At 57.1% G+C, this 22,032-nt stretch carries 25 protein-coding genes; 12 read left to right on the plus strand and 13 right to left on the minus strand.

Annotated features, from left to right (window positions below; all coding sequences use genetic code 11):
• Positions 1-296: 296 nt before the first annotated feature.
• The gene (locus tag VJR29_03160) at positions 297-1,016 is read right to left on the minus strand and encodes a LuxR C-terminal-related transcriptional regulator (protein HKY62393.1); all 720 of its coding nucleotides are present in this window, start codon (positions 1,014-1,016) and stop codon (positions 297-299) included.
• 222 nt (positions 1,017-1,238) lie between these two features.
• Positions 1,239-1,730 carry a hypothetical protein gene (locus VJR29_03165; GenBank protein ID HKY62394.1) on the minus strand — a complete coding sequence of 164 codons (492 nt, stop codon included), beginning with the start codon at positions 1,728-1,730 and terminating at the stop codon, positions 1,239-1,241.
• 151 nt (positions 1,731-1,881) lie between these two features.
• Between VJR29_03165 and VJR29_03170 the strand changes: the two genes are divergently transcribed.
• From VJR29_03170 to VJR29_03190, 5 genes are all read left to right on the plus strand, one after another.
• Positions 1,882-2,241, plus strand: coding sequence for a hypothetical protein (locus VJR29_03170; protein ID HKY62395.1), 360 nt, complete (start codon positions 1,882-1,884; stop codon positions 2,239-2,241).
• Positions 2,242-2,549: 308 nt separating this feature from the next.
• Positions 2,550-3,881 (plus strand): hypothetical protein, encoded by a 1,332-nt coding sequence (locus tag VJR29_03175; GenBank protein ID HKY62396.1) that lies wholly within the window; start codon positions 2,550-2,552, stop codon positions 3,879-3,881.
• A gap of 325 nt (positions 3,882-4,206) precedes the next feature.
• Entirely contained in the window at positions 4,207-4,737 is a 531-nt protein-coding gene (locus VJR29_03180) for a dihydrofolate reductase family protein (GenBank protein HKY62397.1), read from the plus strand.
• Between the two features lie 43 nt (positions 4,738-4,780).
• The gene (locus tag VJR29_03185) at positions 4,781-5,089 is read left to right on the plus strand and encodes a YdeI/OmpD-associated family protein (GenBank protein HKY62398.1); all 309 of its coding nucleotides are present in this window, start codon (positions 4,781-4,783) and stop codon (positions 5,087-5,089) included.
• Positions 4,971-5,564, plus strand: a complete 594-nt coding sequence (locus VJR29_03190; protein HKY62399.1) for a hypothetical protein — start codon at positions 4,971-4,973, stop codon at positions 5,562-5,564. Before VJR29_03185 ends, VJR29_03190 begins: the two co-directional genes overlap by 119 nt.
• On the opposite strand, the gene VJR29_03195 is transcribed toward VJR29_03190, so the two are convergent.
• A complete protein-coding gene (locus VJR29_03195; protein ID HKY62400.1) occupies positions 5,554-6,291 on the minus strand; it encodes a DUF6683 family protein in 738 nt (245 codons plus the stop codon). The two genes, VJR29_03190 and VJR29_03195, sit on opposite strands and share 11 nt — an antisense overlap.
• Before the next feature lie 150 nt (positions 6,292-6,441).
• On the opposite strand from VJR29_03195, the gene VJR29_03200 reads away from it, so the two are divergent.
• On the plus strand, positions 6,442-7,890 hold the full coding sequence (locus tag VJR29_03200; GenBank protein HKY62401.1) for a DUF1254 domain-containing protein: 1,449 nt from the start codon (positions 6,442-6,444) through the stop codon (positions 7,888-7,890).
• A 94-nt stretch (positions 7,891-7,984) separates the two neighbouring features.
• A complete protein-coding gene (locus tag VJR29_03205) occupies positions 7,985-9,481 on the plus strand; it encodes a sialidase family protein (GenBank protein ID HKY62402.1) in 1,497 nt (498 codons plus the stop codon).
• A 7-nt stretch (positions 9,482-9,488) separates the two neighbouring features.
• Here the strand turns inward: VJR29_03205 and VJR29_03210 are convergent, their stop codons facing one another.
• Both VJR29_03210 and VJR29_03215 read right to left on the minus strand, forming a co-directional pair.
• Positions 9,489-10,337: a DUF481 domain-containing protein gene (locus VJR29_03210; GenBank protein HKY62403.1), complete on the minus strand. Its 849-nt coding sequence runs from the start codon at positions 10,335-10,337 to the stop codon at positions 9,489-9,491.
• A gap of 79 nt (positions 10,338-10,416) precedes the next feature.
• Positions 10,417-10,863, minus strand: coding sequence for an SRPBCC family protein (locus VJR29_03215; protein HKY62404.1), 447 nt, complete (start codon positions 10,861-10,863; stop codon positions 10,417-10,419).
• 248 nt (positions 10,864-11,111) lie between these two features.
• Here VJR29_03215 and VJR29_03220 point away from each other — a divergent pair, with 248 nt between their 5' ends.
• Complete coding sequence (locus VJR29_03220; protein ID HKY62405.1) at positions 11,112-11,393, plus strand: hypothetical protein; 282 nt, start codon at positions 11,112-11,114, stop codon at positions 11,391-11,393.
• On the opposite strand, the gene VJR29_03225 is transcribed toward VJR29_03220, so the two are convergent.
• Together VJR29_03225 and VJR29_03230 are read right to left on the minus strand one after the other, a co-directional pair.
• Positions 11,394-12,119 (minus strand): DUF899 family protein, encoded by a 726-nt coding sequence (locus VJR29_03225; GenBank protein HKY62406.1) that lies wholly within the window; start codon positions 12,117-12,119, stop codon positions 11,394-11,396.
• Positions 12,120-12,301: 182 nt separating this feature from the next.
• On the minus strand, positions 12,302-12,670 hold the full coding sequence (locus VJR29_03230) for an RNA-binding protein (GenBank protein ID HKY62407.1): 369 nt from the start codon (positions 12,668-12,670) through the stop codon (positions 12,302-12,304).
• 260 nt (positions 12,671-12,930) lie between these two features.
• Between VJR29_03230 and VJR29_03235 the strand changes: the two genes are divergently transcribed.
• Complete coding sequence (locus VJR29_03235; protein HKY62408.1) at positions 12,931-14,814, plus strand: tyrosine/phenylalanine carboxypeptidase domain-containing protein; 1,884 nt, start codon at positions 12,931-12,933, stop codon at positions 14,812-14,814.
• Here VJR29_03235 and VJR29_03240 read toward each other — a convergent pair whose 3' ends face one another.
• The 3 genes from VJR29_03240 to VJR29_03250 all read right to left on the minus strand — a co-directional run bounded on the left by VJR29_03240 (position 14,815) and on the right by VJR29_03250 (position 16,503).
• Positions 14,815-15,222 (minus strand): hypothetical protein, encoded by a 408-nt coding sequence (locus VJR29_03240; protein ID HKY62409.1) that lies wholly within the window; start codon positions 15,220-15,222, stop codon positions 14,815-14,817.
• 192 nt (positions 15,223-15,414) lie between these two features.
• The gene (locus tag VJR29_03245; GenBank protein HKY62410.1) at positions 15,415-16,200 is read right to left on the minus strand and encodes a DUF6585 family protein; all 786 of its coding nucleotides are present in this window, start codon (positions 16,198-16,200) and stop codon (positions 15,415-15,417) included.
• Positions 16,201-16,503: a hypothetical protein gene (locus VJR29_03250; GenBank protein HKY62411.1), complete on the minus strand. Its 303-nt coding sequence runs from the start codon at positions 16,501-16,503 to the stop codon at positions 16,201-16,203. It abuts the gene before it with no gap.
• Positions 16,504-16,613: 110 nt separating this feature from the next.
• On the opposite strand from VJR29_03250, the gene VJR29_03255 reads away from it, so the two are divergent.
• Both VJR29_03255 and VJR29_03260 read left to right on the plus strand, forming a co-directional pair.
• The gene (locus tag VJR29_03255; GenBank protein ID HKY62412.1) at positions 16,614-17,633 is read left to right on the plus strand and encodes a hypothetical protein; all 1,020 of its coding nucleotides are present in this window, start codon (positions 16,614-16,616) and stop codon (positions 17,631-17,633) included.
• A 7-nt stretch (positions 17,634-17,640) separates the two neighbouring features.
• Entirely contained in the window at positions 17,641-18,651 is a 1,011-nt protein-coding gene (locus tag VJR29_03260; GenBank protein HKY62413.1) for an ATP-grasp domain-containing protein, read from the plus strand.
• 10 nt (positions 18,652-18,661) lie between these two features.
• On the opposite strand, the gene VJR29_03265 is transcribed toward VJR29_03260, so the two are convergent.
• Complete coding sequence (locus VJR29_03265; GenBank protein HKY62414.1) at positions 18,662-20,209, minus strand: alpha/beta hydrolase domain-containing protein; 1,548 nt, start codon at positions 20,207-20,209, stop codon at positions 18,662-18,664.
• Positions 20,210-20,443: 234 nt separating this feature from the next.
• On the opposite strand from VJR29_03265, the gene VJR29_03270 reads away from it, so the two are divergent.
• Positions 20,444-21,391: an NAD(P)-dependent alcohol dehydrogenase gene (locus VJR29_03270; protein HKY62415.1), complete on the plus strand. Its 948-nt coding sequence runs from the start codon at positions 20,444-20,446 to the stop codon at positions 21,389-21,391.
• On the opposite strand, the gene VJR29_03275 is transcribed toward VJR29_03270, so the two are convergent.
• Complete coding sequence (locus tag VJR29_03275; GenBank protein HKY62416.1) at positions 21,388-21,849, minus strand: EVE domain-containing protein; 462 nt, start codon at positions 21,847-21,849, stop codon at positions 21,388-21,390. The genes VJR29_03270 and VJR29_03275 overlap by 4 nt on opposite strands.
• Positions 21,850-21,903: 54 nt before the next feature.
• Positions 21,904-22,032, minus strand: a 129-nt coding sequence (locus VJR29_03280; GenBank protein ID HKY62417.1) for a fatty acid desaturase, incomplete at its 5' end; no start/stop codon positions are given.

A 22,032-nucleotide genomic window follows, 5' to 3' on the forward strand; every position in this document is an offset into this window, starting at 1 on the left:
CAGGCGATGCCTGCGACACGGATCTTGACGGAGACGGTGTCGAAAATGAGGGAGATTGCGATTGTCGGAGCCCCAACGTATTGGGCCCTCCTGCGGGCAGCGATGTCTGTCTTGCGCCTGGCGCCAATCCCAATGTGAACCCGAACACCAACATTCCACTTGATACCGGCGGCGGTTGCAGCCTCATGCCTCAAGGAAAGGCTGGGATCCCGGCGCCGTGGACAGTGATAAGACGGGCGGCGGGTTATTTTAATTTTTAACTAGTCGAAAATAGTCTTCGCTTCTTTTTATTTGGTTCAAACCAGTCTGGGGATGGAACTCTGCATGTCACCCCAAGCCTGTTCGAGTATCTCGCTCGGAATGCCAGGAGCCAATTTGGGGGGCTGGCGTAAAGTCGAGAGTCCTTGGCCAACCAAGGTCGCGACCATCGCCCGGCTCGAGACGCCGCACTTCGCCAGAACGGACTCCACCTGTCGCCGGACGGTGTGCACTGAAAGGCCCAATATCGCCGCAATGTCGAGGTTAATCTTGCCTTGGGCAATGAATCCAGCGATCTCGCGCTCGCGTGGCGTCAGCGAAAACTTGCCGAGCCCGCAACCCAGACTTGACACGCTGGGTTCGATGGCAGCATGGGCGGCGCCGACGACTCGGAAGAGCGGCATGAGCTTGTCGAGATCAGAGGGCTTGAAGACACCGCCCTCGCGATTGAGGTGAATGACCCCGGACACCACTCCCCCGAAATGGATCACGGCGACGACTTGTCCCCTAATTCCGTTGTCGCGAAGGATCTCATTGAAGAAAGGGCTTCTATTACGTTCGCTGAAGGAGAAAACTTCGGTGTCGACGTAAGCTCCGTATTGTCGGCGGGATACCTGGAAGGCTCGTTTTAGCTCCTTGCGGTAACCGGGATTGCTCAAATAGACCTTGATGTAATGGGGTGGGGCCGAGAAGAAATCATCGGTGTAGGAAGCGAAGGCGGCGTGGTCGAAGCCGACGAGGCGGCCGGCATACTCCATGGCTCGGGTCCGCAACTGCCGGGCATTGCCATGTTCAAATGATTCACCGAGAAAATGTAGGGCAAGCCGCGCGCTGTCCACCGTCACCGAGCCTCCTTGCTATGTCTAAAATAACACGGCGACTCGTAAAAGGTAAAAAAGGGGGGAGAACTGTCCGATTTTCCATGGTGCTTCTCAGTCTCCCCGCGCCTATTCCCCCAAATCCCCCCTGTTACCAGCTATTTAGCGAATTAACTTGCCGATGGCGGAACCGGTCGCTCCGGGATCCATAAAAGTGAAGTAAATTGTGTCATCGGCGACCATCAGGTGAATGTGGTGTTCATGGGGCCCGCCGAGGTCCGGTGAATGCTCGGTAAGCAGACGCATTTCTCCCGAACAATCAGAATTCACCGAGTAACTGCCGCTGTTGGGGACGTTCCTTTCGATGATTCCGCCAATCACATCGACCCCAGTCGGCAGAACCACTTTCCCCTTACCATCGAAGATTCCGAGATTCTGGAAATTGACCGGGATCGCTTGCCCCAGGACGAAAGGCAATGCCGTGCCCGGCGGCACGAAGGACCCCGAGCCCTGGATGGCCCATGCGCCCTGCACCGTCCGGTTAGAGCAACCCAGGCCGTGGTTGCCGTTGGAAGTTGCCACCTGGGCGGAAGCTGGTCGATTTCCGATGGCCAGCAGCAATGCAAGAAATCCGATTCGGATCAAAACTCTCATAACGCCTCCTTTGGTGAATGAATGGAATTTTGAGGAAACGGTAAGGGCGAGCCTCACGAGTCACAATAGGGCATATGACCTATCTGCTTCGCGGCTTCTCGCTCAGGGGAACTACATCTAGAAGACGGAGGTATGAAGCCCCACCGACTTATTGCAAATGGACGCCCAGGCTTCGGCCAACGGCTGCCCCGCCAATCATAACCAGGCGAGTTCCCCCGAATCTCAATACTTGGGCGCGAAGATCCAAACAGTCCCGGGGCTGGCGGCGAAGGCGAATCCGATCACCTACGTCACTGCCGGCGACCCGCCCTTCTTCATCCAGCACGGCAAGGCCGACTGCACCGTCCCATACCAACAAAGCCGGCTTTTATATGACGCCTTGCTGCCCGTCCTCGGAAGCGGCAGCGTCACTTTGATGCTTTTAGACGGCGCTGTCCACGAGGATCCCCAGTTCTTCGCGTCCTCGAACGTCGACCTTGCGCTGACTTTTCTGGATCAATGGCTACAGTAAGCCTAAGATCGACGTGGAGACGCTCGATTCCGCTCGCGAGTTGATAGGCGGCATCGACACCGTTACCGTTGGCGGCATTCGGCCTAAAAATACCCTTGCAAACAATGATGTCGCCCTGAGATAATTTTTCGGGAATTTGAGATATTTGTGGGTGCCGAGGGTGTTCCATTAACCTCATCCGAGTGAGTCAGTGGATCGATTCTAGGCTAAGGGTTATTCCAACCATATTCAATTTCTAGCCGCTTCTTCGCCTTTGGCGTCTCTCACGCTTTTTGAAGCTTTCAATATCATTTTCGGGGAGAGAACCAATGCGATACCTTACTAAAATTTCATTTGGCTTGATGGTCATTTCTTTCTTCGGCCCTGTCGGACTTTCGCGTTTAGCCCACGCAGCGGGCAGGGTAAATGCCCAGGTAACCACGGCTTCGATGTGCGATAAATTAAACGACATGACGGACGAGCAGCGCGAACAATTCGGTGTCGTGGATGCATCATGCGTGGCGAACAATCCGGAATTAACCGCGCACGCATTCGTGCTCGGTTGCCATAACTGCGCAGGGGCGACCTACAGCTCCAATGGCTCGCTTGTGAATACATCGGTGCTGCACAAGATACCTACAAGCTATCTATTGAAGATGCCTGAGAACTGGAATGGAAAGTTTGTCGTCGTAATACCGCCCGGCAGAGCGGACCAGCCAGCGGATCATGTCACTTTCTGGTCTCAACCTTTCATGAACGCGTTGCTTAACGAGGGGTACGCCGCCGCCGTCATGGACAATCCGACGCCCGGCTCCGCCATATTTCCCTACGAGGATTTCATTTCGTCCTACAGCACAAAAGACAACAGAAACGGATATCTGGCGACCGGCCATCAGCTAAAGGACCTTGTAACCGATATCTTTGGCGCGCCTGCTGGAACCTATGGGCTTGGTTACTCGAGAGGCGTGCTAAGAGGGGCGGGATTTCTGGTGGACGAAGCTGGAGCTCCGTTTGATGGTTACGTTCTCGTCTCCGGTGGAAATGGAGTCTTCAATACCATGCTGACCCATATCGAAGCGTTTAAGACAAACTTGGCGCCACTTACAAACCTTACACCTTTCGAAACCACTGCCGCGGTAAGAATCTTCTCTTTGGTGGCAGCGATAGCGCCTGCGGATCCGGAATATCGAGCGTACATATTAAGCGGCTCTACAGAAGAGGAGAGGCTTGAACGAGCCATGGCCTACGATGTCTCGGAACGTCCAAAAGATGTCCGTCGGGAATGGGGGAAAGCTGAATATGGCCCGGAGTTAAAGAAGCCGACGATAAACATACATGGCTTGAAGGACCTCGTGCTTTATCCGATTGAAGCTCTCAAATTTTCCGAACGTGTTATCGAAGCGGACAGGTCGGATGTTTACAGGCTGTACCTTGTCCGGGACATGCCCCACGCAGTCCCTCAGAGCGTTTTTTTGGATTCGATTCACAAGCTTGATGCCTGGGTCCAGAATAGCGCCGAGCCGGGGCCGCTGGATGCCAGCGAATTCGGTCTCCAGCAGAGTTGCACCGCTCTCAGCCTGGGAACGGACCCTCTTGACTGCTTCTGTGCTGTAATGGGCGGTGTTGATTTCGCAAGCAATCCTATACCTGAATGTGGATAATAATTAGCGGAATTCAAACCCCCGCCTTCACAAAAAAACACGCTATCAATGGGCCCGACCGCCTAATAATATCCCCTGATGATCCAAGGCGAAGCGGTGCAAGAAAATGAATCAGAAATCGCGGAACTATTGGAGATGATGGCGGAGTTTAACGTCTCAGAAGCCATCCCCTGGCAATCGATTTAGAATGGGCGGGGCGCGGCACGAAAACATCTCTGCGCTTCGGCTGTATCTTGGCAGCGGATTTCAAGAACCACCGCGCAAACTTCTAAGCAAGGTATTGGTGAAGTAGAAGGAATGGGCCACGCTAGGAAAGGAATTGGATATGGCTAAGCTCGTGTTCGGAATGAACCAGTCCCTGGACGGCTACGTCGACCACATGGCGTTTGGGCCAAGCCCCAGGCTCTTCCGCCACTTCATTGAGGAGGCGCAGAGGCAGGCGGGCAGCGTGTACGGCCGCCGAATGTACGAGATCATGCGATACTGGGACGAGGATCATCCGGAATGGGACGCCGAGCGACACGCCTTCGCGGCGGCCTGGCGGAAACAGCCGAAATGGGTCGTCTCGCGCTCGTTGAAGTCGGTCGGTCCCAACGCCAGGCTTGTTAAGGATGACCTTGAGGGCGCGATTCGCGAGTTGAAGGCCGAGCGCGAGGGGGAGATCGAAGTTGCCGGACCAGACTTGGCGCAAAGCCTTACCGAAATGGCTCTGATTGACGAGTACCGAATCTACCTGCACCCCGTCGTGCTTGGTCACGGCAAGCCATATTTCGCCGGACCCCGGCCGCGGCTCCGTCTAATGGCTCATGATCGAATCGACGAGGATGTGATCAAGTTGAGCTACGTTCCCGCTTAATCCCCACATTCGTACGATCACCATCTTTTGGAAGAATACAGGTATGAAGATAAGAGACGTTGTTGGGCCAGTGCATCGAATGCCGACGGATTTGCGCGAAGCCATTAACTCAACGTCAGCGGCTAAAGCCGCATGGGAAGACATTACCCCGCTTGCGCGCAACGAATGGATTTGTTGGGTGACATCGGCGAAGAAAGCTGAAACACGCAAGCAGCGTATCGAGAGAGCGGCTAATGAGCTTGCCAAAGGCAAACGCCGTCCCTGCTGTTGGCCTGGCTGCCCGCATCGAAGACCGAACGCGAAAAAATTGCGGCGACTCGGCTTGCGAGCCCGGGGAAGCCTGCGAGGATGACTGCGGGCCCCCGGCTTGTGGCGACGCCCTTTGTTCTCCCGCTGAAGATTGCCCGGAGGATTGCGGCTCTAGCTGCGGCGACCAAGCTTGCTCGGCCGAGGAGGCAGCTGGTCTATGCCTCGACGACTGCCTAGCCAACGCTTGCGGCGACAATCGCTGCGGTGCGGGCGAGACCTGCCAGGATGACGCCGTCGTCTGCGAGGCCGAATGCGAGGAGGACGTCGATTGCGACGATGGAAACGTTTGCACTGGGCTCGAGTCCTGTGACGGAGGGCTGTGTGCCGAAGGCATCGCCTTGTCCTGCGACGATCAAGATGTCTGCACCGGCGACAGCTGCGATGCGGTGGAAGGTTGTTTGCACAAGGCCATTGCCGATTGTCCTCCCACTGCCGAGGAGAATGGTGGCGGCGATCCCGAAGATGGAGAAATTGGCGGTGAGCCCCCCGCCGACGGCGGAGGTCCCGCTAAGGCTTGAGGCCAACCATCTTCAAATTCTGGGCCGCGGCGCTTTTGATTTGCTTTAGCTCTTCGGCATTGTTCTCGCGCAGGGCCTTCTCATAGAAATGATAAGTGAGCCCGCCGCTCATCACCAAGAGCTCGTAGAATTCCTGTTTTTTTCGGTCGGGCACCTTGGTTAAAACGCCATTGTCGGTGGCATACTCCGCAACCACGTCCCGCAGGCCGACATTCTGCTCAAAGGGAAGAATCGGTTTTTCGGTGATTCCGTTATAAACCAGGCTATTGAGCCCAACGTAGGAAACGTAGGCCAAAGCCCAATCGTTCGGGTATTCCTTGGCGGCTCGGGTGGCCTCGTATTTCTGAAAAATATCCAAGACCAATGTCTTGGCTTCGGCCTTGACCTCCGGGGGACCCTGGATGGCATCGAGGTATTCCTGCAGCGTCACCCGCGTTCCGGTCGATTTGAATTGGACGGCCGGGTACGCGCGGTAAGCCGGAACTTGGTAGGTAGCGGGCTGACCGGAAGATGGCGATTTGGAGGCGCTGCCCGAGCCTCCTTTATTGTAGGTCTTGGTGTAGTTCGCCATCGAAGTGTTCCAAATATGATTGGAAATCATATTGTTAATCATATTCGAGTAACCGGGACTGCTGGCGAAATCCACGATTTGGGCAGGGGAAGGGCGAGCCGTCGTCAAGACCAGGGTTAGAGCCACGCCCAAGGCTGAGAATTTTGCGATTTTCATTTTTTGTCCTCCCGGCCTCTAAAATACTAAAAAATGGAACCTCCGTCTTCTTCTCTTCTGAAATTCATTTGCCCCATCGAAACCATTCATTATAATTCTCGGAATTCATTATAGCCCTGGGTTTGGAATTCAATTCACGAGGAGGTTTTCATGAATCGTCTTGGTCGTTGGCGTCTAGCCGCCTTTCTCAAATCGCTCGGCCTATGCTTAGCACTGTTGGCTTGCCTCCTGCCTTCGCGCGCCGATGCCCTCACGACCACCGAAGCCAAGGCCATCGCCGAAGAAGCCTACATCTACGGGTACTCCTTGCTCACCACCGAGGTCACCCGAGTCCAAATGAGCAACGTCTCCAAGGTCGAAGAGACCAAAGGACCCATGGGCACCTTCGTGAACGTCAAGCGCTATCCTCCGGCGGACTATCGCGGCGTTTCGGCGCCCAACGCCGACACTCTCTACTCCGTCGCCTGGGTCGATCTCAAAAAGGAGCCCATGGTTTTTTCCTATCCCGACATGGGAAATCGTTTTTTCCTTTTCCCCATGTATAGCCTGTGGATGCCGGTCGTCGATGTCCTGGGCTCCCGAACCAATGCCGGAAAGGGGGGCAATTATCTCCTCACCGGTCCGGCGTGGAAAGGGCAGGTCCCGGCGGGGATGAAGCAAATCCCCTTCCCGACGCGCTATGTGGTCATTCTGGGGCGCACCTACGCCAACGGCACCGAGAAGGATTATGCCGAGGTCAATAAGCTGCAGTCCGAGTACAAGCTGACGCCGCTCTCGGCTTGGGGGAAGCCCTACACCTACGTCGCTCCCCCGGTGGATCCGAACCCCGGCTTCAGCATGACCGACAAGCCCCAGACGGTGATCCTCGCCATGAGCACCGAGGAGTATTTCAATCGGATGGCGAAGCTGATGGCCGAAGACGCTCCGCCGGCCAAGGAGGATGCTCCCATCGTCGGGAAGATGGCCAAGATCGGCCTAGTGCCGGGTCAGCCTTTCCAGCTGTCCAAGCTGAGCCCGGAGATCCAGGCGGCCTTGAAGGGCCTTCCCCAAGAAGCCCTGAAAAAAATTGCGGCGCAAAAAGAAGCCCAGGGGACCCGGGTCAATGGTTGGGTGATCAGCAAAGGCTTGGGCCAATACGGCACCGACTACATGAAACGCGCGGTCGTGGCGGCCTTCGGCTGGCCGGCCAACCTCGAGAAAGACGCCGTCTATCCTTACACCGAGGTCGACAGCGATGGCCAAGCGCTCACGGGCAGCAACGCCTACACCCTGACCTTCCCCAAGGGGCAGACGCCGCCGGTCAAGGGATTCTGGTCCATCACCATGTATCAGATCGATCAAGGCTGGTGGTTTGTTCCCAATCCCTTGAATAAGTTCACCGTGAGCCCCCGCAATGACCTGAAATATAACGCGGACGGCTCGCTGACGCTTTATTTCCAGAATCAATCGCCGGGCAAAGACAAGGAAGCCAACTGGTTGCCGGCTCCGAAGGGGAGTTTTCTTCCGATGATGCGGATGTATTGGCCCCAGGAAGAAAGCCCCTCGATCCTCAACGGCACTTGGCAACCGCCGGCGGTGAAAAAGGTCCAAGGCAACTAACTAAACCGAAGACGAAGTAATTATCTTTTGCTTGCAGGCCTCCGCGCCAAATTCTAAAATTTCAATGATTCAACCATCTTGCCGAGGAGGGGATATGAAGGGTTCTAGTCTTCGGTCGATTTGCCGGCTTTTCGCCTTTCTTTTCATGGGACTTGCTTCCTGCGGCGGAGACGGGGGCGGTGACAATCCTCCTCCGGCCTTTAGCATCGATCCCCCGGGCCCGGTCGTCGTCCGCAAGGGCGAGACGCTCCAATTCAACACCGACCCCGCCGGCTTGGCGGTGACTTGGTCGGTGGAGGGAGGCTCCGGAAATGGGAGCATCGCCGCTTCAAGCGGTCTTTACACGCCTCCCTCGACCCTGCCGGTTGATCCCCAGATCGTGGTGCAGGCCACCTTGGACGGAACCAACGCGACCGCTTTGGTAGAGCTTCGGACCGGCGACAGCCTGGCCTTCGGAGCCGAGGAGCCGGTGAACGACACGACGATCGTCGGGTTCAACGTCGGTGGGGTCCACGATTTTCTGGCGGCCCGCGAGGGCAGCCTTCAAGTCGATGCCGCCTGGGCTTCCGGCGACGGCGTCGCTCCTGGCGAAGACTTGCTGTTCGCTCAATCCCTGGACTTGGCTCCTTTTGGGGCGGAACGAAACCTGACCGATGACCTCGATACATCGCGCCAACTGGAAAGCTTGGACACCTCCGCCGACTTGAATCCGGGAATTCTCTACGGCGAGGGCAACAATATCCAATTTCTCTTCAGCGCCGACCAAGGCGCCACCTTCGGGGCGCCGGTCCCGGTCGATCCGGGTCCCGATTCCCAAAACTACGCGGACCTCGCCTTTGACGGGCTGGGCAATGCCCACGTGAGCTGGGTCAACGACTTTTTCCAGGTCCGCTACTCTCGCAGCAACGACAACGGGGTCACCTGGAGCGATCCGCCGACCCTCCTGACCGATGAGTCCGACGCGCGGTGCAGCACCGGCATCGCGGTTTCCGATGACGGCGAAACCGTTCACCTCTGCTACGCCGAGGGCATTTGCGGCTCCGGCACCGATCGCGGCGAGGGCGTGATCGTTGTGGCCACCAGCGGCGATGGCGGCCAAAGCTTTCCCACCAGGGCGGAAGTGCCCGGCTCTGCCGACTCGGCCTCCTGCCGGGTGGCGATCGCGCCCTCGGGAGAAGTGTATGTGAGCTATAAGAAGGGCGACGAGGTGTTCCTGGCCAAGAGCGCGAACGGAGGCGCCTCCTTCCAAGGCGGAACCACGGTCAACACCAACCCCACCAACGAAGACGAATTCCTCTATCCCTATATGGCGGTGGATTCCCTGGGCAACATCGACATGGTCTGGATCTCCGATCCGGACGACGATGGCGATCGAAATTCCCTGCGTTACGCTCGAAGCGTGAACGGCGGAACCAGCTTCAGCCCGGATATCGAAATTGCGAACGCCGGCGGGGGGACTTTCATCCGGGCCGTGGGCTTGGTCCACGACGTTTCCGGCCGCCTTCACCTGACCTACACCACCAACCGCCAGGACCCGGACCCGGTCAATCCGCCCTTTGAGGTTGATGTCTTTTACCTGCGGGCTGAGTAATAGAATTTTACTTGTTTTCCTGCTCCGGCGACTTGAAGCTGATGCCCAGGGAAAAATTTGTCATCGTGTCTAACTTCCGGAACCCGGGCACCGGTTGATTGTCCAGCCTGGCGGTAAAGCCAAAAAACAGTGAGAGAATTTTATAGAGTTTGACCTGGACATGAATGTTTCCGTTGACCAGCCACTCTTCCAAGTCGGTGACGTCCTTCAAGGAGTCCACGTTGAGAAATAAAGTCACGTGAGGGTTGATGACCTGACGAAAAGAGAGCTCCACTTTGGCATTGTGAAGATGGCGAGACGGGTTGGGATCGTTCAAGTCTTCCCCGACAAAAGTATAACCGCCGGAGAGATTGAGCGCCGTCTTTTTGGTCCAAATGAAATAATGACTAACGCCGGTCCCGCCGAAGCCCCCTAGCGGGATTCCCTTGATTTCATCGGTGAATCCGCCGCCCTCGAGGAAATAGGTCGTATCGGAGGAAAGAAAATAATCCATTCGATAGGCGCCGAAAACGTATTTTGCGTTGGTTTGCGGCCCTTCATCCGGTGAGTCGGAATTAAAAGCGGTCCGATCATAGTAGCCGCCAAGGTTCCATTCATTTCGGAACCTTTTCACGCGATAGACCGTATCGCTAGATCCCTGCAAGGTAATCTCCTGACTGTTGCCCGTCGTCAAGATGCCGCCAAAATGGGTGTCGTTTTGGAAAAAGTTGCCCTCCAGGTTTCGTTCTTGAAAAAAGGTGATTTCACCTTCGGCGACCTCCTGCAATTCAGCCTCGGCCTGGGCCAGCAGGTTTTTTGAAAATGCTGGGGTGATGAGCAGGACGAATGTCAGAAGAATTTGAGCCGCGACCTTCATAAATCGGCTTTAGCAAAAACATGGAGGTTCGGCCAGAAAAGGTAGAAGACGGAGGCACGAAATCCGTCCAGGCACGGGGCTATTCTCGAATCTCCGTTTCCACCAATTGCGCCAGTAAATTCAACGATTGTTGCCAGCCCAAATAGCACATCTCCACCGGTATCGCCTCCGGGATGCCTTCCTGCACGATTCGGATCTCGGTTCCGCAACTCACTTTCCTCAAGGTGACGGTGACTTGCATTTCTCCAGGCAAGTTGGGATCGTCGAAGCGGTCAGTGTATTTGAGCAATTCGCCGGGCACGAGATCCAGGTATTTTCCGCCAAAGGACTGGCTTTCTTGGGTCGTGAAATTCTTGAAGGACATTCTGTGGCCGCCGCCCACCCGGGCATCCATCTCATGGACCTCGCCGGTGAAACCCTGCGGAGGTAGCCATTTGACCATGGCGGTGGGGTCGATAAAGGCCCGATAGACCCGCTCGGGAGGAGCGGCGAAAACACGGTGCAATTGAACGGTGGACATAATAATCTCCATTATTTTGCCGATACATTCACGCTAACGACGGCGCAGCATCGCAGAATCGACAATGAACAAGAAAATGGAAGACAAAAGAAATGGAAGACGGAGGTACGAAATCCGGCTTGATATTCCGAACTCCGTACCTTTCCATTCTCTCTTTCGCCTTTACCCCTAAATAACCCCCTGGATTTCAAGGAAAGCCTGAAATTAAGCCTTTGGCCTGCTTTTGGCAACCTCGCGCTGCCAGGAGGTCATCCATGACCAGATCAATCGGGCATCCCAGCGCCTGGGACTATATATCCGGATTCAGGGCTTCACCAGAGCCGCTAAACCAGTTGGCGAGAGAAGACTTTATTGTTCAAGTCAATGCGGTCACTAACGACTACGTTGCTTCCAAGTTAGACTCACCGAAGGCTTTCGAGCAACTTCAGGCACTTTTCAAAAACAACCCTGGGTGGGCTTTCCAGATTTATCCGGAGATCCCCAAGAGCGGGATTGAGTTGCGTCGCTGGATGGAAGAATGGCGGCGAGATTTTTGACTACCGTTTCACTTCGGTTCCGTAGCTGAGCGAAGCGTAAAAGGTCCCCCGGCCTTGGGGCGTCAAATCCAAGAAGTTCCAGATCGGATTCAGCTCGTCGATCCCGCGTTCGTCAATGTCGGGGCCAAGCTTGGGATGGCCGCTGTAGAAATGGCGGATGGTTCCGCCATTCTCGCGGGTGAAAACGGAAATCGTCGAATCCTGGCGGCCTTCGCGGTCCTCGCTGCCGAGGTCGTACTTGAAGTCGCTTTGGCCCGCGCTCAGCAGGCGCAGCCGGGTCCAGCCTCGATTTCGGGCGTGCTCGCGGAGCGCGGCCGGATCGGCGGCGGCGACGATGGCGAAGTCGACGTTTTGCGCCAGGTGATGGGCGATCCCGTTGGCGCAATCGATCCAGGCCGTGCACATCGGGCAGGGCTTGGTCTGTTTTTTCCCGAACATGAAATGATAGACGATCAGCGAGCGATTCGGCCCGGTGAATAAGGAGCTCAACCGAACCTTGGCCACCGGGGCATCGCCGTCGTCGAGCGAGCGCGGCCCTTCGAGGAATTCGTAATCCTGAATGGCCGCCCCCTTGGGGAGAGCCCGGCGCAGCTCGGCGACCCGCTCGCGCTGCCGCATCAATTCGATTTCGGCCAGCCGAACTTCCTCGCGCTTCGCGAGATATTCTGGCGACTCGTCGGGCAGGTTGGTCTGTCGGTACGCTCCATCGATCAATTGGTGAACCATGATTGTCTCCTTTTCGGTGCTATCGAATGTCATCGACGTTCACGCCGAGCCGTTCGGCGTCGGCTCGACGGTGCTGACCATGGTCCGGAGCGTGACACACCGCGGATGGCCTTGTCTACCGGCCAAAAAAAATCCGACGGCTTTGACGCCGTCGGATTTCGCGATTCGAATTTTTTTAAGGTCTAGTAGCGGCCTCGACCGCCTCCGCCTCCGCGATTGCCGCCGAATCCACCTCGGCCGCCACCGCCGCCAAAGCCACCGCCGCGGTTTCCGCCGCCGCCGCCGAAGCCGCCGGATCGCTTCTCCTGGGGCTTGGCTTCATTGACGGTCAGGGTGCGCCCGCCCATCTCCTTGCCGTTGACCTGGGCGATCGCATTGTCCGCCGCTTCGATTTCGGCGAATTCCACGAAGCCGAAGCCCTTGGGTTGGCCGGTGAATTTGTCGCTGATAACCGCCACCGAGAGCAATTCGCCGAAGGGCTCGAACAACTCGCGAAGCGAACCCTCGTTGACGCTGTAGGGGAGGCCTCCCACGTATAATTTTTTTGCCATTTTCTTTTCTCCTGGATCGGAAAGGAGGGCCCGAAAGCGCTGATAAGCGAGATCCGTTCCGTTTTTTCCGAATTAAATCAAATATCAGTGAGTTGAATCTAGGCAGGATTACTTAGAGTCGAGACACTATGGCCGCCACCTTCGCTTGATCGGTCGGATTTGTCCAGTTTGTTTTTTCGGCTTCAAATGCAAGCCCCGACCCTCAGGAAGTCTGCCGGAAGCTTGTTTTTAGGGCGGCCCCACAGCTAAAATCGAGCTTTATGCCTCCGCGGCCAACCATTGGGACGGTCGAAAAGCTCCTGCGGGCCGGCCGCGGGGTGAGGCGGCGGCTTCCGGACGGGGGGCGGCTCCAGATCGATCGCTTGCAGCCTTTCCTGGTTGTTTATCGCCAGGTACCCGGGTCGCCGCGGGACTGCGCCACCGAACAGCTCCTGACTCATGCTTCCAGTTTGCTGGTTCTGGGAGAAGCGGGGGAGGGGGCCGAACTGGTCGAGCGGGTCGCTCGCAGTGGAAGCCAGGCCTTCGGCGGTTTCCTGATCCTGGAGATTTGGGCCGGCCGGGAATGCAAGTCCGACGAAGATCCGCGCTTCGTGATTTACGGTCCGAAGGGCCTCGCCCTTATCCCGCTGATCGAAACACTTCAGAATGAATTGACGACGGTCACGGCGGCTGGATCCAACGCCGAGGTATGGGTCCGACGGGGCTTGCCGCCGGCGCCGCCCGGCAAGGAGCCATTGCTGACGGAACCGCAAGCCGATCGTCTACGAGCGTTCCGCTTCGGTATAGAAATTCCCTGCTGCTACCGGAATCCGGCCACCGGCAAAGCTTGGCCCCAAATTCTCCGCCTGCTGCGGGCGGAGCTTACCACCGCTTTCCGCCGCTTCGCCTTCGAGTTTCTTCATCAGTGGACCACCCTTCGGCCGGAGAATTTCCACGTCATCGGCTCGCGCAGGATCGCGCCGATTTTTTGGCAGGTGGACCGGCAGCTCGCCAAGGTGGCCGACAGTTTCGACTGCCTATTGCAGGTGACGCCGGTCAATTCCTCCGAGACCTGGCAAGAGTTCAAGAAATCCCGACATGAGCGGACCCCGGTCTTTCAATACCGGCCGATGCCGGTGGAGCCGACCCTGCTCAAGCGACACTTGTTTGCCGTCCCCATCGAGAAGGTCGACGATCCGGCGCTTTATCGGATGTTTCGGGGAAAGCAGGATGAGCTGGACCGGCAGATCACCTTGCTACTCGACTTGAACACCCCGCGCTTCATCCTGGGCAGCATTCAATTGTTCGGCGACGTGAGCGACGAGGAGTATCGCGTGGCCCGGGAGATGCTGCGACAGCTCCCGCCGACGGTCCGGGAGAAGGCGGCAGGGCCCCCGCTCGACGCTTCGGCTTTCGCCAAATTGGCCAAGGCCGAGATCGAATCGTTTCGGCGGCAATGGCCGGGAGTGGCGGCTCGTGTCGAGGTGCGCGAGGATATCCATACCGGCCTGATGGTCAGCAAAGGCTCGGTGTTGATCGGGGCCGATACTGAAATTCCGGCCGCGCGCGCCCAGGCCCTGATTCAGCATGAGGTCGGCACCCATGTGCTCACTTATTGGAACGGAAGGGCCCAGCCGTTCAAGCAACTCTATTCGGGGCTCGCCGGCTACGACACCTTGCAGGAGGGGATCGCGGTGCTCGCCGAGGCGCTGGTCGGCGGGCTTAGCCGGCCGCGGCAGCGCCTGCTGTTCGGCCGGGTCATTGCGGCTCGGCTCTTGATCGATGGCGCTGGTTTCGTGGACACTTTTCGGGCGCTCCATCGGGACTACGGTTTTCCGGCGCGCACCGCCTTTTCCATTACCCTGCGGATCTATCGAGGCGGCGGTCTGACCAAGGACGCGGTCTACGTTCGAGGCATCGGCCAGCTCCTCGACTACTTGAAAAGGGGCAATGAGTTGGAGCCTCTTTTGATCGGCAAGCTGGCGGTCGACGACCTGCCCTTGGTCCAGGAGCTCCGCGCCAGGCAGATCCTCGTTCCGCCTCCGCTGAAGCCCTCCTATTTGGAAATGCCGATCGCCAAACAAGGCTTGGAAAAAATCCGGGCCGGGCTGACCCTCTTTCAAACGGTGAGGGGGCAAAAGCCTCGTCCCGCCAAATCGGAATAGCTATCGGGAATTCCATTCGGCCATCCGGCGTTCGGCGGCGGCGCGGCGATCCTCGAATTGATCCTTCCATTGCTGCTGCTGGGCCATCGCGGCGCGACGGCGGGCGGCGTTCTCCTGGTTCCATTGCCGCATCCGTTGCTCGGCGTTGATGCGCCGCTGCTCGTTTTGTTTTTTCCACTGCTCTTGCTTGGCGAGAGCGGCCTGTCGGCGTTGCTCGGCTTCGCGATTCCATTGCTCCATCCGCTGCTCGGCGGCTTCGCGGCGGGCTTGGGGGCTTTCGCCGCGGATTTGCTGGGTCACCCCGTTAACGCCGCCCACGAGCCCGCCGCCGGCATGAGCGGTGGCCAGGATGCCGAGGCTGCCGAGCAGGCCGAGCGCTTGGACGAAGAAAAATCGTTTTTTAGACATGAAATCCTCCTTTTGAAGTGAATGTCGATCAAAGAAGCAAGGAGGATGCCAGGAAGGGTAAAAACCTTAAGTATTTGAAATCAATGAATATTAATTCATGTCTGGTCGGATTGTTCGAAATATAGCTGTTTAGAAAATGAAAATTAAACAGGAGTTTATTTACTTTTCAAAAATTGGACCGGTGACCGAAAATCAAACCTCCGTCTTCGCCAGATGCGGAGTCCGCTCCGCGCAAATCGCGAGCAGGAGGTGGGCGTTGGGCAAGGCGCCGTAGTTCATCTGGTATTCCAGCTTTCCATCCCCGATGAAAAAGAAAGCAAAGCCGGCTCTGCGGCCTTCGCCTTGGCGGACTCCGAAATTCTGCACCTCGGACCACGCGATCTTGGTGCCGGCCTCCACCAAGGCAATTCCCGTCGAATCCACCGAAAAGCTTCCGCCGCCGACCAGCGAGTCGGGCAGGGCCTTGCCCAGGGGGATTTTGCCGCCCGACTTTAAGCCTTGAAAGGAAAAGCTCCCGCCCCGGTCGATCACGGCCTTGGCCTTGGGCATCAGGCGTTTGAGGCTCTCTTCATGAAGGAGCCCGGCAATTTCGTCGTAGCCCTCCACATTGCGCCCCAAGTCAAAGGACTCGCCATCGCTCTTCTCGACCCGGCAGGCGGTGGATTCCATCAAGGAGACGATCTGATCCCAAGTCGTCGAGAATTCCTTGCCGCCCATCCGGTAGACCAAGCCATTTTCATAGAGGCTGGCCGAGGAGCCTCGGCGAGTGAAGGTCACGTAAATCCCGGCCGCGACCGGAGTCAGAAACAGCAGGCCCAGAATCGAGAAAACGATTTTTCGATCCCAGCCGGCATTGGCGCCGAAGGCCCCCGAGAAGCAGAGTGCCGCAATCCCCAGCGAAACGAGGCTCAGGATCGCCACCTTGACGAAGGACTTGGTGGAGCTTTGATACTCCTTGATCGGTTTTCCGAGATTCATTTATTTGGGGCGGCGGCTTTTGATGAAAAGAACGACACTGCCGGCCAATAAGAGGACGGCTCCGCCCAAGCCCATGGCCCCATCGTTTTTGGCCTTGGCCAGTGGAGGTAGCCAAAAAATATCCATCTCATCTTTAAGCTCTTCGAGCTTGGCCATGTCTTGAGTTTGTTCCATCTTTGCCAATGTCTCCTCGGCCTTTTTTTGGTAACCGGCGGCTGCCGAATACCGATCAAAGGCAAAGACAAAGGCAACGCCGCTTCCCAATAAAAGGAGAATCGCAAGCACCAATGGTATTTTTCTCATGGACAGAATTTCTCGCGGTCAGGCGCTTTTGTCTATCATTCATTTCAACAAGGAGGGGCCCATGTAAACTTTGATTTCTGGCTGCCGGGGAAATGCGATATTCTCCCCCTGTGAAAGCTCATGAAGCCTACCCCTGGGAGCACCTCTCCGACGAAGCCCTTCTCGACATCAGGATCAAAGACCTGAAGTTGACCATCGAAGGCAGCGAAATTTCCGAGCTGATCGAGCTGCTGTACGCTGAGCTGACCGGGAAAAACCTTTCCTTTCGGCCGGATTGCTACTTGGCCGACGAGTGGTTCGTCTTGGAAGGGAAGACCTCCATCGGCATTCCGTTTTATTTGGCCCATCCGCGGCTGAAGGCGCTGGAAGAAAAGATGATGCTGGAATGCGAGGGCGGGACCACCGGCGAGTGCCTGAAGCTGCTGCGGCACGAGGCCGGCCACGCCGTTTTTTACGCCTATCGTCTGGGGAAGAGCCAAAGGATCCGAAGCCTCTTCGGGCCCTCGCCGGAGCAACCGCCCTCCAGTTATCGGCCCAAGCCCTACAGTAAAAGTTTCGTGCGCCATTTGGACAATTGGTACGCCCAGGCCGAGCCCGACGAGGATTTCGCCGAGACTTTCGCCGTTTGGCTCAATCCCGACTCGAATTGGCGCGAGTACTACAAGGGCTGGCCGGCCCTGAAGAAGCTCAAGGTGGTCGACGCCGCCCTCAGCCGGCTAATGGGCCGTCCGCCCAAAATCAGCGCCGACCGCTCCTTCGCGGCGGCCCGCTCCCAAATGAAGCTCGGGGCTTATTATGCGAAGAAACAAAAGCTCTATGCCCAGGATTACCCCGACTTTTACGATCGGGATCTCAAAGTTATTTTTTCGGCCGATGGAGGCGGAGCGGGGGAGTCGGCCGGCGAATTCATGCGCCGTAACCGAAAGCTCATCGTGGACAAGGTTGCGCAATGGTCGGGCGAAAAAAAGTTCATCGTGAACAATCTCTTCAAGCGGCTCATGGAACGCAGCCGACAGCTCAAGATGCGCCTTCGCAGCAGCCCGGAGGAAAGCATGCTGGAGATCACGGCTTACCTGACGTCCATGGCCTCCAATTACCTGTATACCGGCAAGTTCAAGCCGACCGTTTAGAGGGAGCATGACCAAGAGATTGAAAGTCCTGCTGTTGTTCGACGAGGCCTCGGGGACGAGCTCGGACTACGAAACCCTGATGAAAACCCCCGACTTCCGAGCTGAAAAAGACGTCTACGAGGCCTTGCAGGCTCTGGGGCACGAAGTCCGTTTGTTGGGGGTGTCCAACGATGCCACGGTATTGCTGGAAGAATTAAAATCGCACCGGCCCGACATCGTGTTCAACCAAGTCGAGCAATTCAACGGCGATTCGGCCCAGGAGAAAAACGTCATCGGGCTTTTGGAGATGTTCGGTTTGCCCTTCACCGGCACCGGCTCCTCCGGCTTGATGATTTGCAAAAATAAGGCCCTGGCCAAGAAGATCCTGACCCACCATCGCATCAAGACGCCGGCCTTTCATGTCTATCCCAAGGGCCGGGCGGCGGTTCCGATAAAAAAAATGAAGTACCCGCTCATCGTCAAGCCCTTGGGCGAGGAGGCGAGCGTCGGAATTTCGATGTCCAGTTTCGTGGAGGACGACAAGGGGCTGATCGAGCGGGTTCGCTTCGTGCACGATTCGTTGAACCAGGACGTGATCGCCGAAGAATATGTGGGCGGCCGGGAGCTCTACGTCAGCGCGCTCGGCAATAACCGCTTGAAGGTCTTTCCGCCCCGCGAATTGGTTTTCGAGGAAGTGCCGGAGGACGAGCCCAAAATAGCCACCTACAAGGCCAAGTGGGACGACAAGTATCGCAAGCGCTGGGGCATTAAAAATAAATTCGCCGTCGGCCTGCCGGAGGGCGTGCCAAAGAAGATCGAGCGCCTCTGCAAGAAGGTCTATTCCTATCTCTACCTGCGGGGCTACGCCCGCCTCGACCTGCGCCTGACTCCGGAGAACGAGGTCGTTTTTTTGGAGGCCAATCCCAACCCCTTCATCGCCAAGGACGAGGATTTTTCCAAGTCGGCCGCCAAGGCCGGGATTGAATACCCGCTGCTGATTCGGCGCATTCTCCAATACGGCTTGGCGCCCCAAGGCTAAACCCGGCTCATTAAATCCCGTGGCAAGCCAGCAGATCCTCGCTGGAGAGGCTGGCGGCCTTCCCGCGGGCACAGTCTTGAGCCGTTTTGATGTAGGCCCGTTTTTCCTCTTCGTTGATCCAGCCTTGGGACTCGGCATATTCGGCCGCCCTGGCCACACTGCCCAGATAAGGCCCCGAGAGAGCGTCGTCGATCATGCTCTTCTGGAACACGCCATACCTCTGGGTGAGCTCCTGATCGGTGTACCTTGAATAGCTTCCTCCGCTCACCGGTATAAAAGAGATATTGGGTAGGATGCCGGCAAAGAGGTAAGGCGATGCGGGTTCCACCCCGCCGTAATTCCCCAAGGGAGCCCCCGCCAACTCGCCGTCAACCTCGGTCACCACGTGGGGCAGGCGAATTCCGCCTGAAAGGGCATTCCCCTTCGCTGGATCGCGCGGGCAGTCCAAGTAGACGTCATTCATTGTCGGAGCTCCATCGGCTTCGAAGAGATTTTCAGCCGAACCGACGACGCATTCCGGATGGGTATTGGGATTCGAAGAGGCATCCAAATAGGCGCTGGGCGGCGGGGTCGAGGTCCCGTCGATCCAATTCACCAGGTGATCCATCATCGTCCGAAAGACCGGGCTGATTCTCACCGGATTTTGCCGGCTGCTTTGCCCCCACAAGGCCAAAATGGGGGCGATATCGACGGCCTCCATCGGGGTATGAGACGAGCCCGCTACTTCATAGACCTTATACCAATCGGTGTCTCCCCGGACGCCTTCCGACTGGAGGATCTGAACGTCGTGCTCGTTATTGACCGTGATCGACTTTCCAGACCCTTCCGGCGATTCCCCGATGAAAGGAGAAACCCCATGAGCCCCCAAAAGATTGCCATCAAAAGTTCCCCAGAACTGGGGCGTAAAAGAGAACAGCCGTTGATGGAATGCCGACTGGGAATATCCAATCGAGATCACCTTGGAGGAACTACAAGCGCCGGCAAAATCGGGATCGGACCCGAGGTTCCGAAGGAAAGCCGCCCCATCGCTTAGAACAACCCATGACGCCAAGATTTCGGCAGCCGGATCTGGAGCCGGTATCCCGGCCGTCGGCGGATAGAAGCCATGATCAATTCCTGCTTGGATCGGATCTTGGCCAAAAGAGGAAATTCTCTGATATTGCAAGGAAGCTAAGGCATGCCCCCGTTTGGCAACATAGGTGTCCCCGAGAACAAGGGCGCCAATTCCCAAGGGAGGGAAGTAGACACCCAAATCGTTGAGAAAAAGCGAGCCGCTATTGTTGACCAGGTCGACAATCCCGGTGCCACTGCAATCCGCCACGTCGGCCGGATACATCAAAGAAATGGGCGCTTTATAAGGTTGAACGCCCGAAGGCGACCCAAAGTCGATCGTTCCTTCCATTAACCCCGAAACCTTGACGTAAACCTTGCCCCCCATGACGACGTTGACGGGCCCGCTACAGAAGGCGCCCTCGGCGGGCTCGCAAGTCGAAAATCCGGTCACCGCTCCCCAGGCAGGCAAGCTAACCAGCATGGGAATCAAGGTTAGCCATTTCATATTTTTAAGCATTTTCTCTCCCCCTTTTTGATAAAAAACCCACACGTCGACGCGAAGGTCGATGGCAATCCACCTTGGCGAAAGGCAATATTTTGGGCTTTACCTATTAATTTTTATGAGAGGGTGTCGTGGTCAACCTCCCTTACCCCACTTTCAAACGCTTCATGCAGGGCTCAATTATCGGACGCCGCTCGGTAACTTTACAATATTAAAAGGACGAAGTACGACCTTGCCATGCAGGCTTGGTCCTACAGCCGCTTCGGCAAGCCCGAGGTCCTTCGCCTCGGAACGGCGCCCGATCCCCGCCCCGGTCCGAATGAATACCTCATCCGAGTCCATACGGCGGCCTTGAATCCCAAAGACGGACTGATTCGTCGCGGTTCCTTCCGGCTGTTGAGCGGGAGCCGGTTTCCCAAATTCATCGGCCTCGATTATTCGGGGACGGTCGTCGAGCGGGGCGCCGGCGCGACCGGCTTTCGAGTCGGCGATCAAGTTTACGGCCACCTCGACGAATGGAAGGGCCGGCAAGGAACTCTTTCCGAATACGTGAGGGCGACGGCGGACCAATGCGCCCTCATGCCGGCGGGGCTCTCCTTCGAGGAGGCCGCCGGCCTCTCGCTGGTCTCCCAGACCGCGCTCCAGGCGCTTCGCGATATCGCCAGCATCCGTTCCGGCGACCGGGTCCTGATCAATGGGGGCGGGGGCGGGGTCGGAGCGGCGGCCATTCAAATCGCCCGGATTTTCGAGGCCCGAGTCGTGGCCGTTTGCGGTCCCAACAACCTTGAGTTCTGTCGAGGGCTCGGCGCCGAGGAAGTTCTGGACTACACCCGCGAGGACCCGCTGGCCGGCTCCACGGCCTTCCGCATTGTCTTCGATACTTACGGGAACCTGCCTTTTTCCCGCGCCCGCCGCGCCCTGACTCGCGACGGTGTTTACGTGGGCACGGTTTTCTCACGCGACCTTTTTTTCGGGATGATCCGCAGCCTTTGGAGCCGGCCTCGAGCCGGCCTGGTCCGCGTGAAATCTCGGCGTCAGGATCTGGAGCGGGTTACCCGCTGGGTGGAAAGCGGCCGGCTGCGGCCGGTGATCGAGCGAAGCTTCGATTTCGATCAAGTCGTCGCGGCCTACCGGCATTTGGAAAAAACTCACTCCCGAGGGAAGGTGGTCGTGCGAATTTCTTAAGCCTTCTTCCCCATCTTTTGAATGATCTCGAAGTGGGCTTTTTCCACCGGCTGCACCGATAGCCGCATGCCGCGCTTGAGGACGAGGAGGTCTTTCAATTTGGTATTGGCCCGCAATTCGGCCAGGCTGACGAAATGAGGGAACTTCTCGACGAATTTGACGTCGACCATCAGCCAAGTGGGATTCGTGGGATCGGATTTGGGATCGTAATGATGGTCTTTGGGATCCCAAGCCGTAGGGTCGGGGTAGCCGGTTTTGCCGATTTGGGCGAGGCCCGCCACTCCGGGAGGCTCGGCGCTGGAGTGGTAGAAAAGAACCATGTCGCCGACCTTCATTTGATCGCGCATGAAGTTCCGCACCTGGTAATTGCGAACGCCGTCCCAATGGGTTTTCTTGTCGCGCTTTAAATCGTCAATCGAATAGGATTCGGGTTCCGATTTCATGAGCCAATAATTGATGGTTGCCACGGATCCCCCTTCTGAATCGAATTCCAATACCATGGAAATCAAGTTTTACAAAGCGGTCCCGTAGCGGTTGTTCCGCCGGAACGTCCCGATGTCGTTGAATCGAACCCCCTGGGTTTTCATGACCGGATAGATGCGCTGGGCCAGCCATTGCCGGATGTAGAAGGGTTGGCTGGG

It is taken from the genome of bacterium (assembly GCA_035281585.1).
Taxonomy (GTDB): domain Bacteria; phylum UBA10199; class UBA10199; order DSSB01; family DSSB01; genus DATEDP01.

Bases quoted from the DNA above. Each gene is read 5' to 3' on its own strand.
- VJR29_03160 (HKY62393.1), bottom strand. From the start codon at position 1,016: ATGGAGTATGCCGGCCGCCTCGTCGGCTTCGACCACGCCGCCTTCGCT.
- VJR29_03165 (HKY62394.1), bottom strand. From the start codon at position 1,730: ATGAGAGTTTTGATCCGAATCGGATTTCTTGCATTGCTGCTGGCCATC.
- VJR29_03175 (HKY62396.1), top strand. From the start codon at position 2,550: ATGCGATACCTTACTAAAATTTCATTTGGCTTGATGGTCATTTCTTTC.
- VJR29_03180 (HKY62397.1), top strand. From the start codon at position 4,207: ATGGCTAAGCTCGTGTTCGGAATGAACCAGTCCCTGGACGGCTACGTC.
- VJR29_03185 (HKY62398.1), top strand. From the start codon at position 4,781: ATGAAGATAAGAGACGTTGTTGGGCCAGTGCATCGAATGCCGACGGAT.
- VJR29_03190 (HKY62399.1), top strand. From the start codon at position 4,971: ATGAGCTTGCCAAAGGCAAACGCCGTCCCTGCTGTTGGCCTGGCTGCC.
- VJR29_03195 (HKY62400.1), bottom strand. From the start codon at position 6,291: ATGAAAATCGCAAAATTCTCAGCCTTGGGCGTGGCTCTAACCCTGGTC.
- VJR29_03200 (HKY62401.1), top strand. From the start codon at position 6,442: ATGAATCGTCTTGGTCGTTGGCGTCTAGCCGCCTTTCTCAAATCGCTC.
- VJR29_03205 (HKY62402.1), top strand. From the start codon at position 7,985: ATGAAGGGTTCTAGTCTTCGGTCGATTTGCCGGCTTTTCGCCTTTCTT.
- VJR29_03210 (HKY62403.1), bottom strand. From the start codon at position 10,337: ATGAAGGTCGCGGCTCAAATTCTTCTGACATTCGTCCTGCTCATCACC.
- VJR29_03220 (HKY62405.1), top strand. From the start codon at position 11,112: ATGACCAGATCAATCGGGCATCCCAGCGCCTGGGACTATATATCCGGA.
- VJR29_03225 (HKY62406.1), bottom strand. From the start codon at position 12,119: ATGGTTCACCAATTGATCGATGGAGCGTACCGACAGACCAACCTGCCC.
- VJR29_03230 (HKY62407.1), bottom strand. From the start codon at position 12,670: ATGGCAAAAAAATTATACGTGGGAGGCCTCCCCTACAGCGTCAACGAG.
- VJR29_03235 (HKY62408.1), top strand. From the start codon at position 12,931: ATGCCTCCGCGGCCAACCATTGGGACGGTCGAAAAGCTCCTGCGGGCC.
- VJR29_03240 (HKY62409.1), bottom strand. From the start codon at position 15,222: ATGTCTAAAAAACGATTTTTCTTCGTCCAAGCGCTCGGCCTGCTCGGC.
- VJR29_03245 (HKY62410.1), bottom strand. From the start codon at position 16,200: ATGAATCTCGGAAAACCGATCAAGGAGTATCAAAGCTCCACCAAGTCC.
- VJR29_03250 (HKY62411.1), bottom strand. From the start codon at position 16,503: ATGAGAAAAATACCATTGGTGCTTGCGATTCTCCTTTTATTGGGAAGC.
- VJR29_03260 (HKY62413.1), top strand. From the start codon at position 17,641: ATGACCAAGAGATTGAAAGTCCTGCTGTTGTTCGACGAGGCCTCGGGG.
- VJR29_03265 (HKY62414.1), bottom strand. From the start codon at position 20,209: ATGAAATGGCTAACCTTGATTCCCATGCTGGTTAGCTTGCCTGCCTGG.
- VJR29_03270 (HKY62415.1), top strand. From the start codon at position 20,444: ATGCAGGCTTGGTCCTACAGCCGCTTCGGCAAGCCCGAGGTCCTTCGC.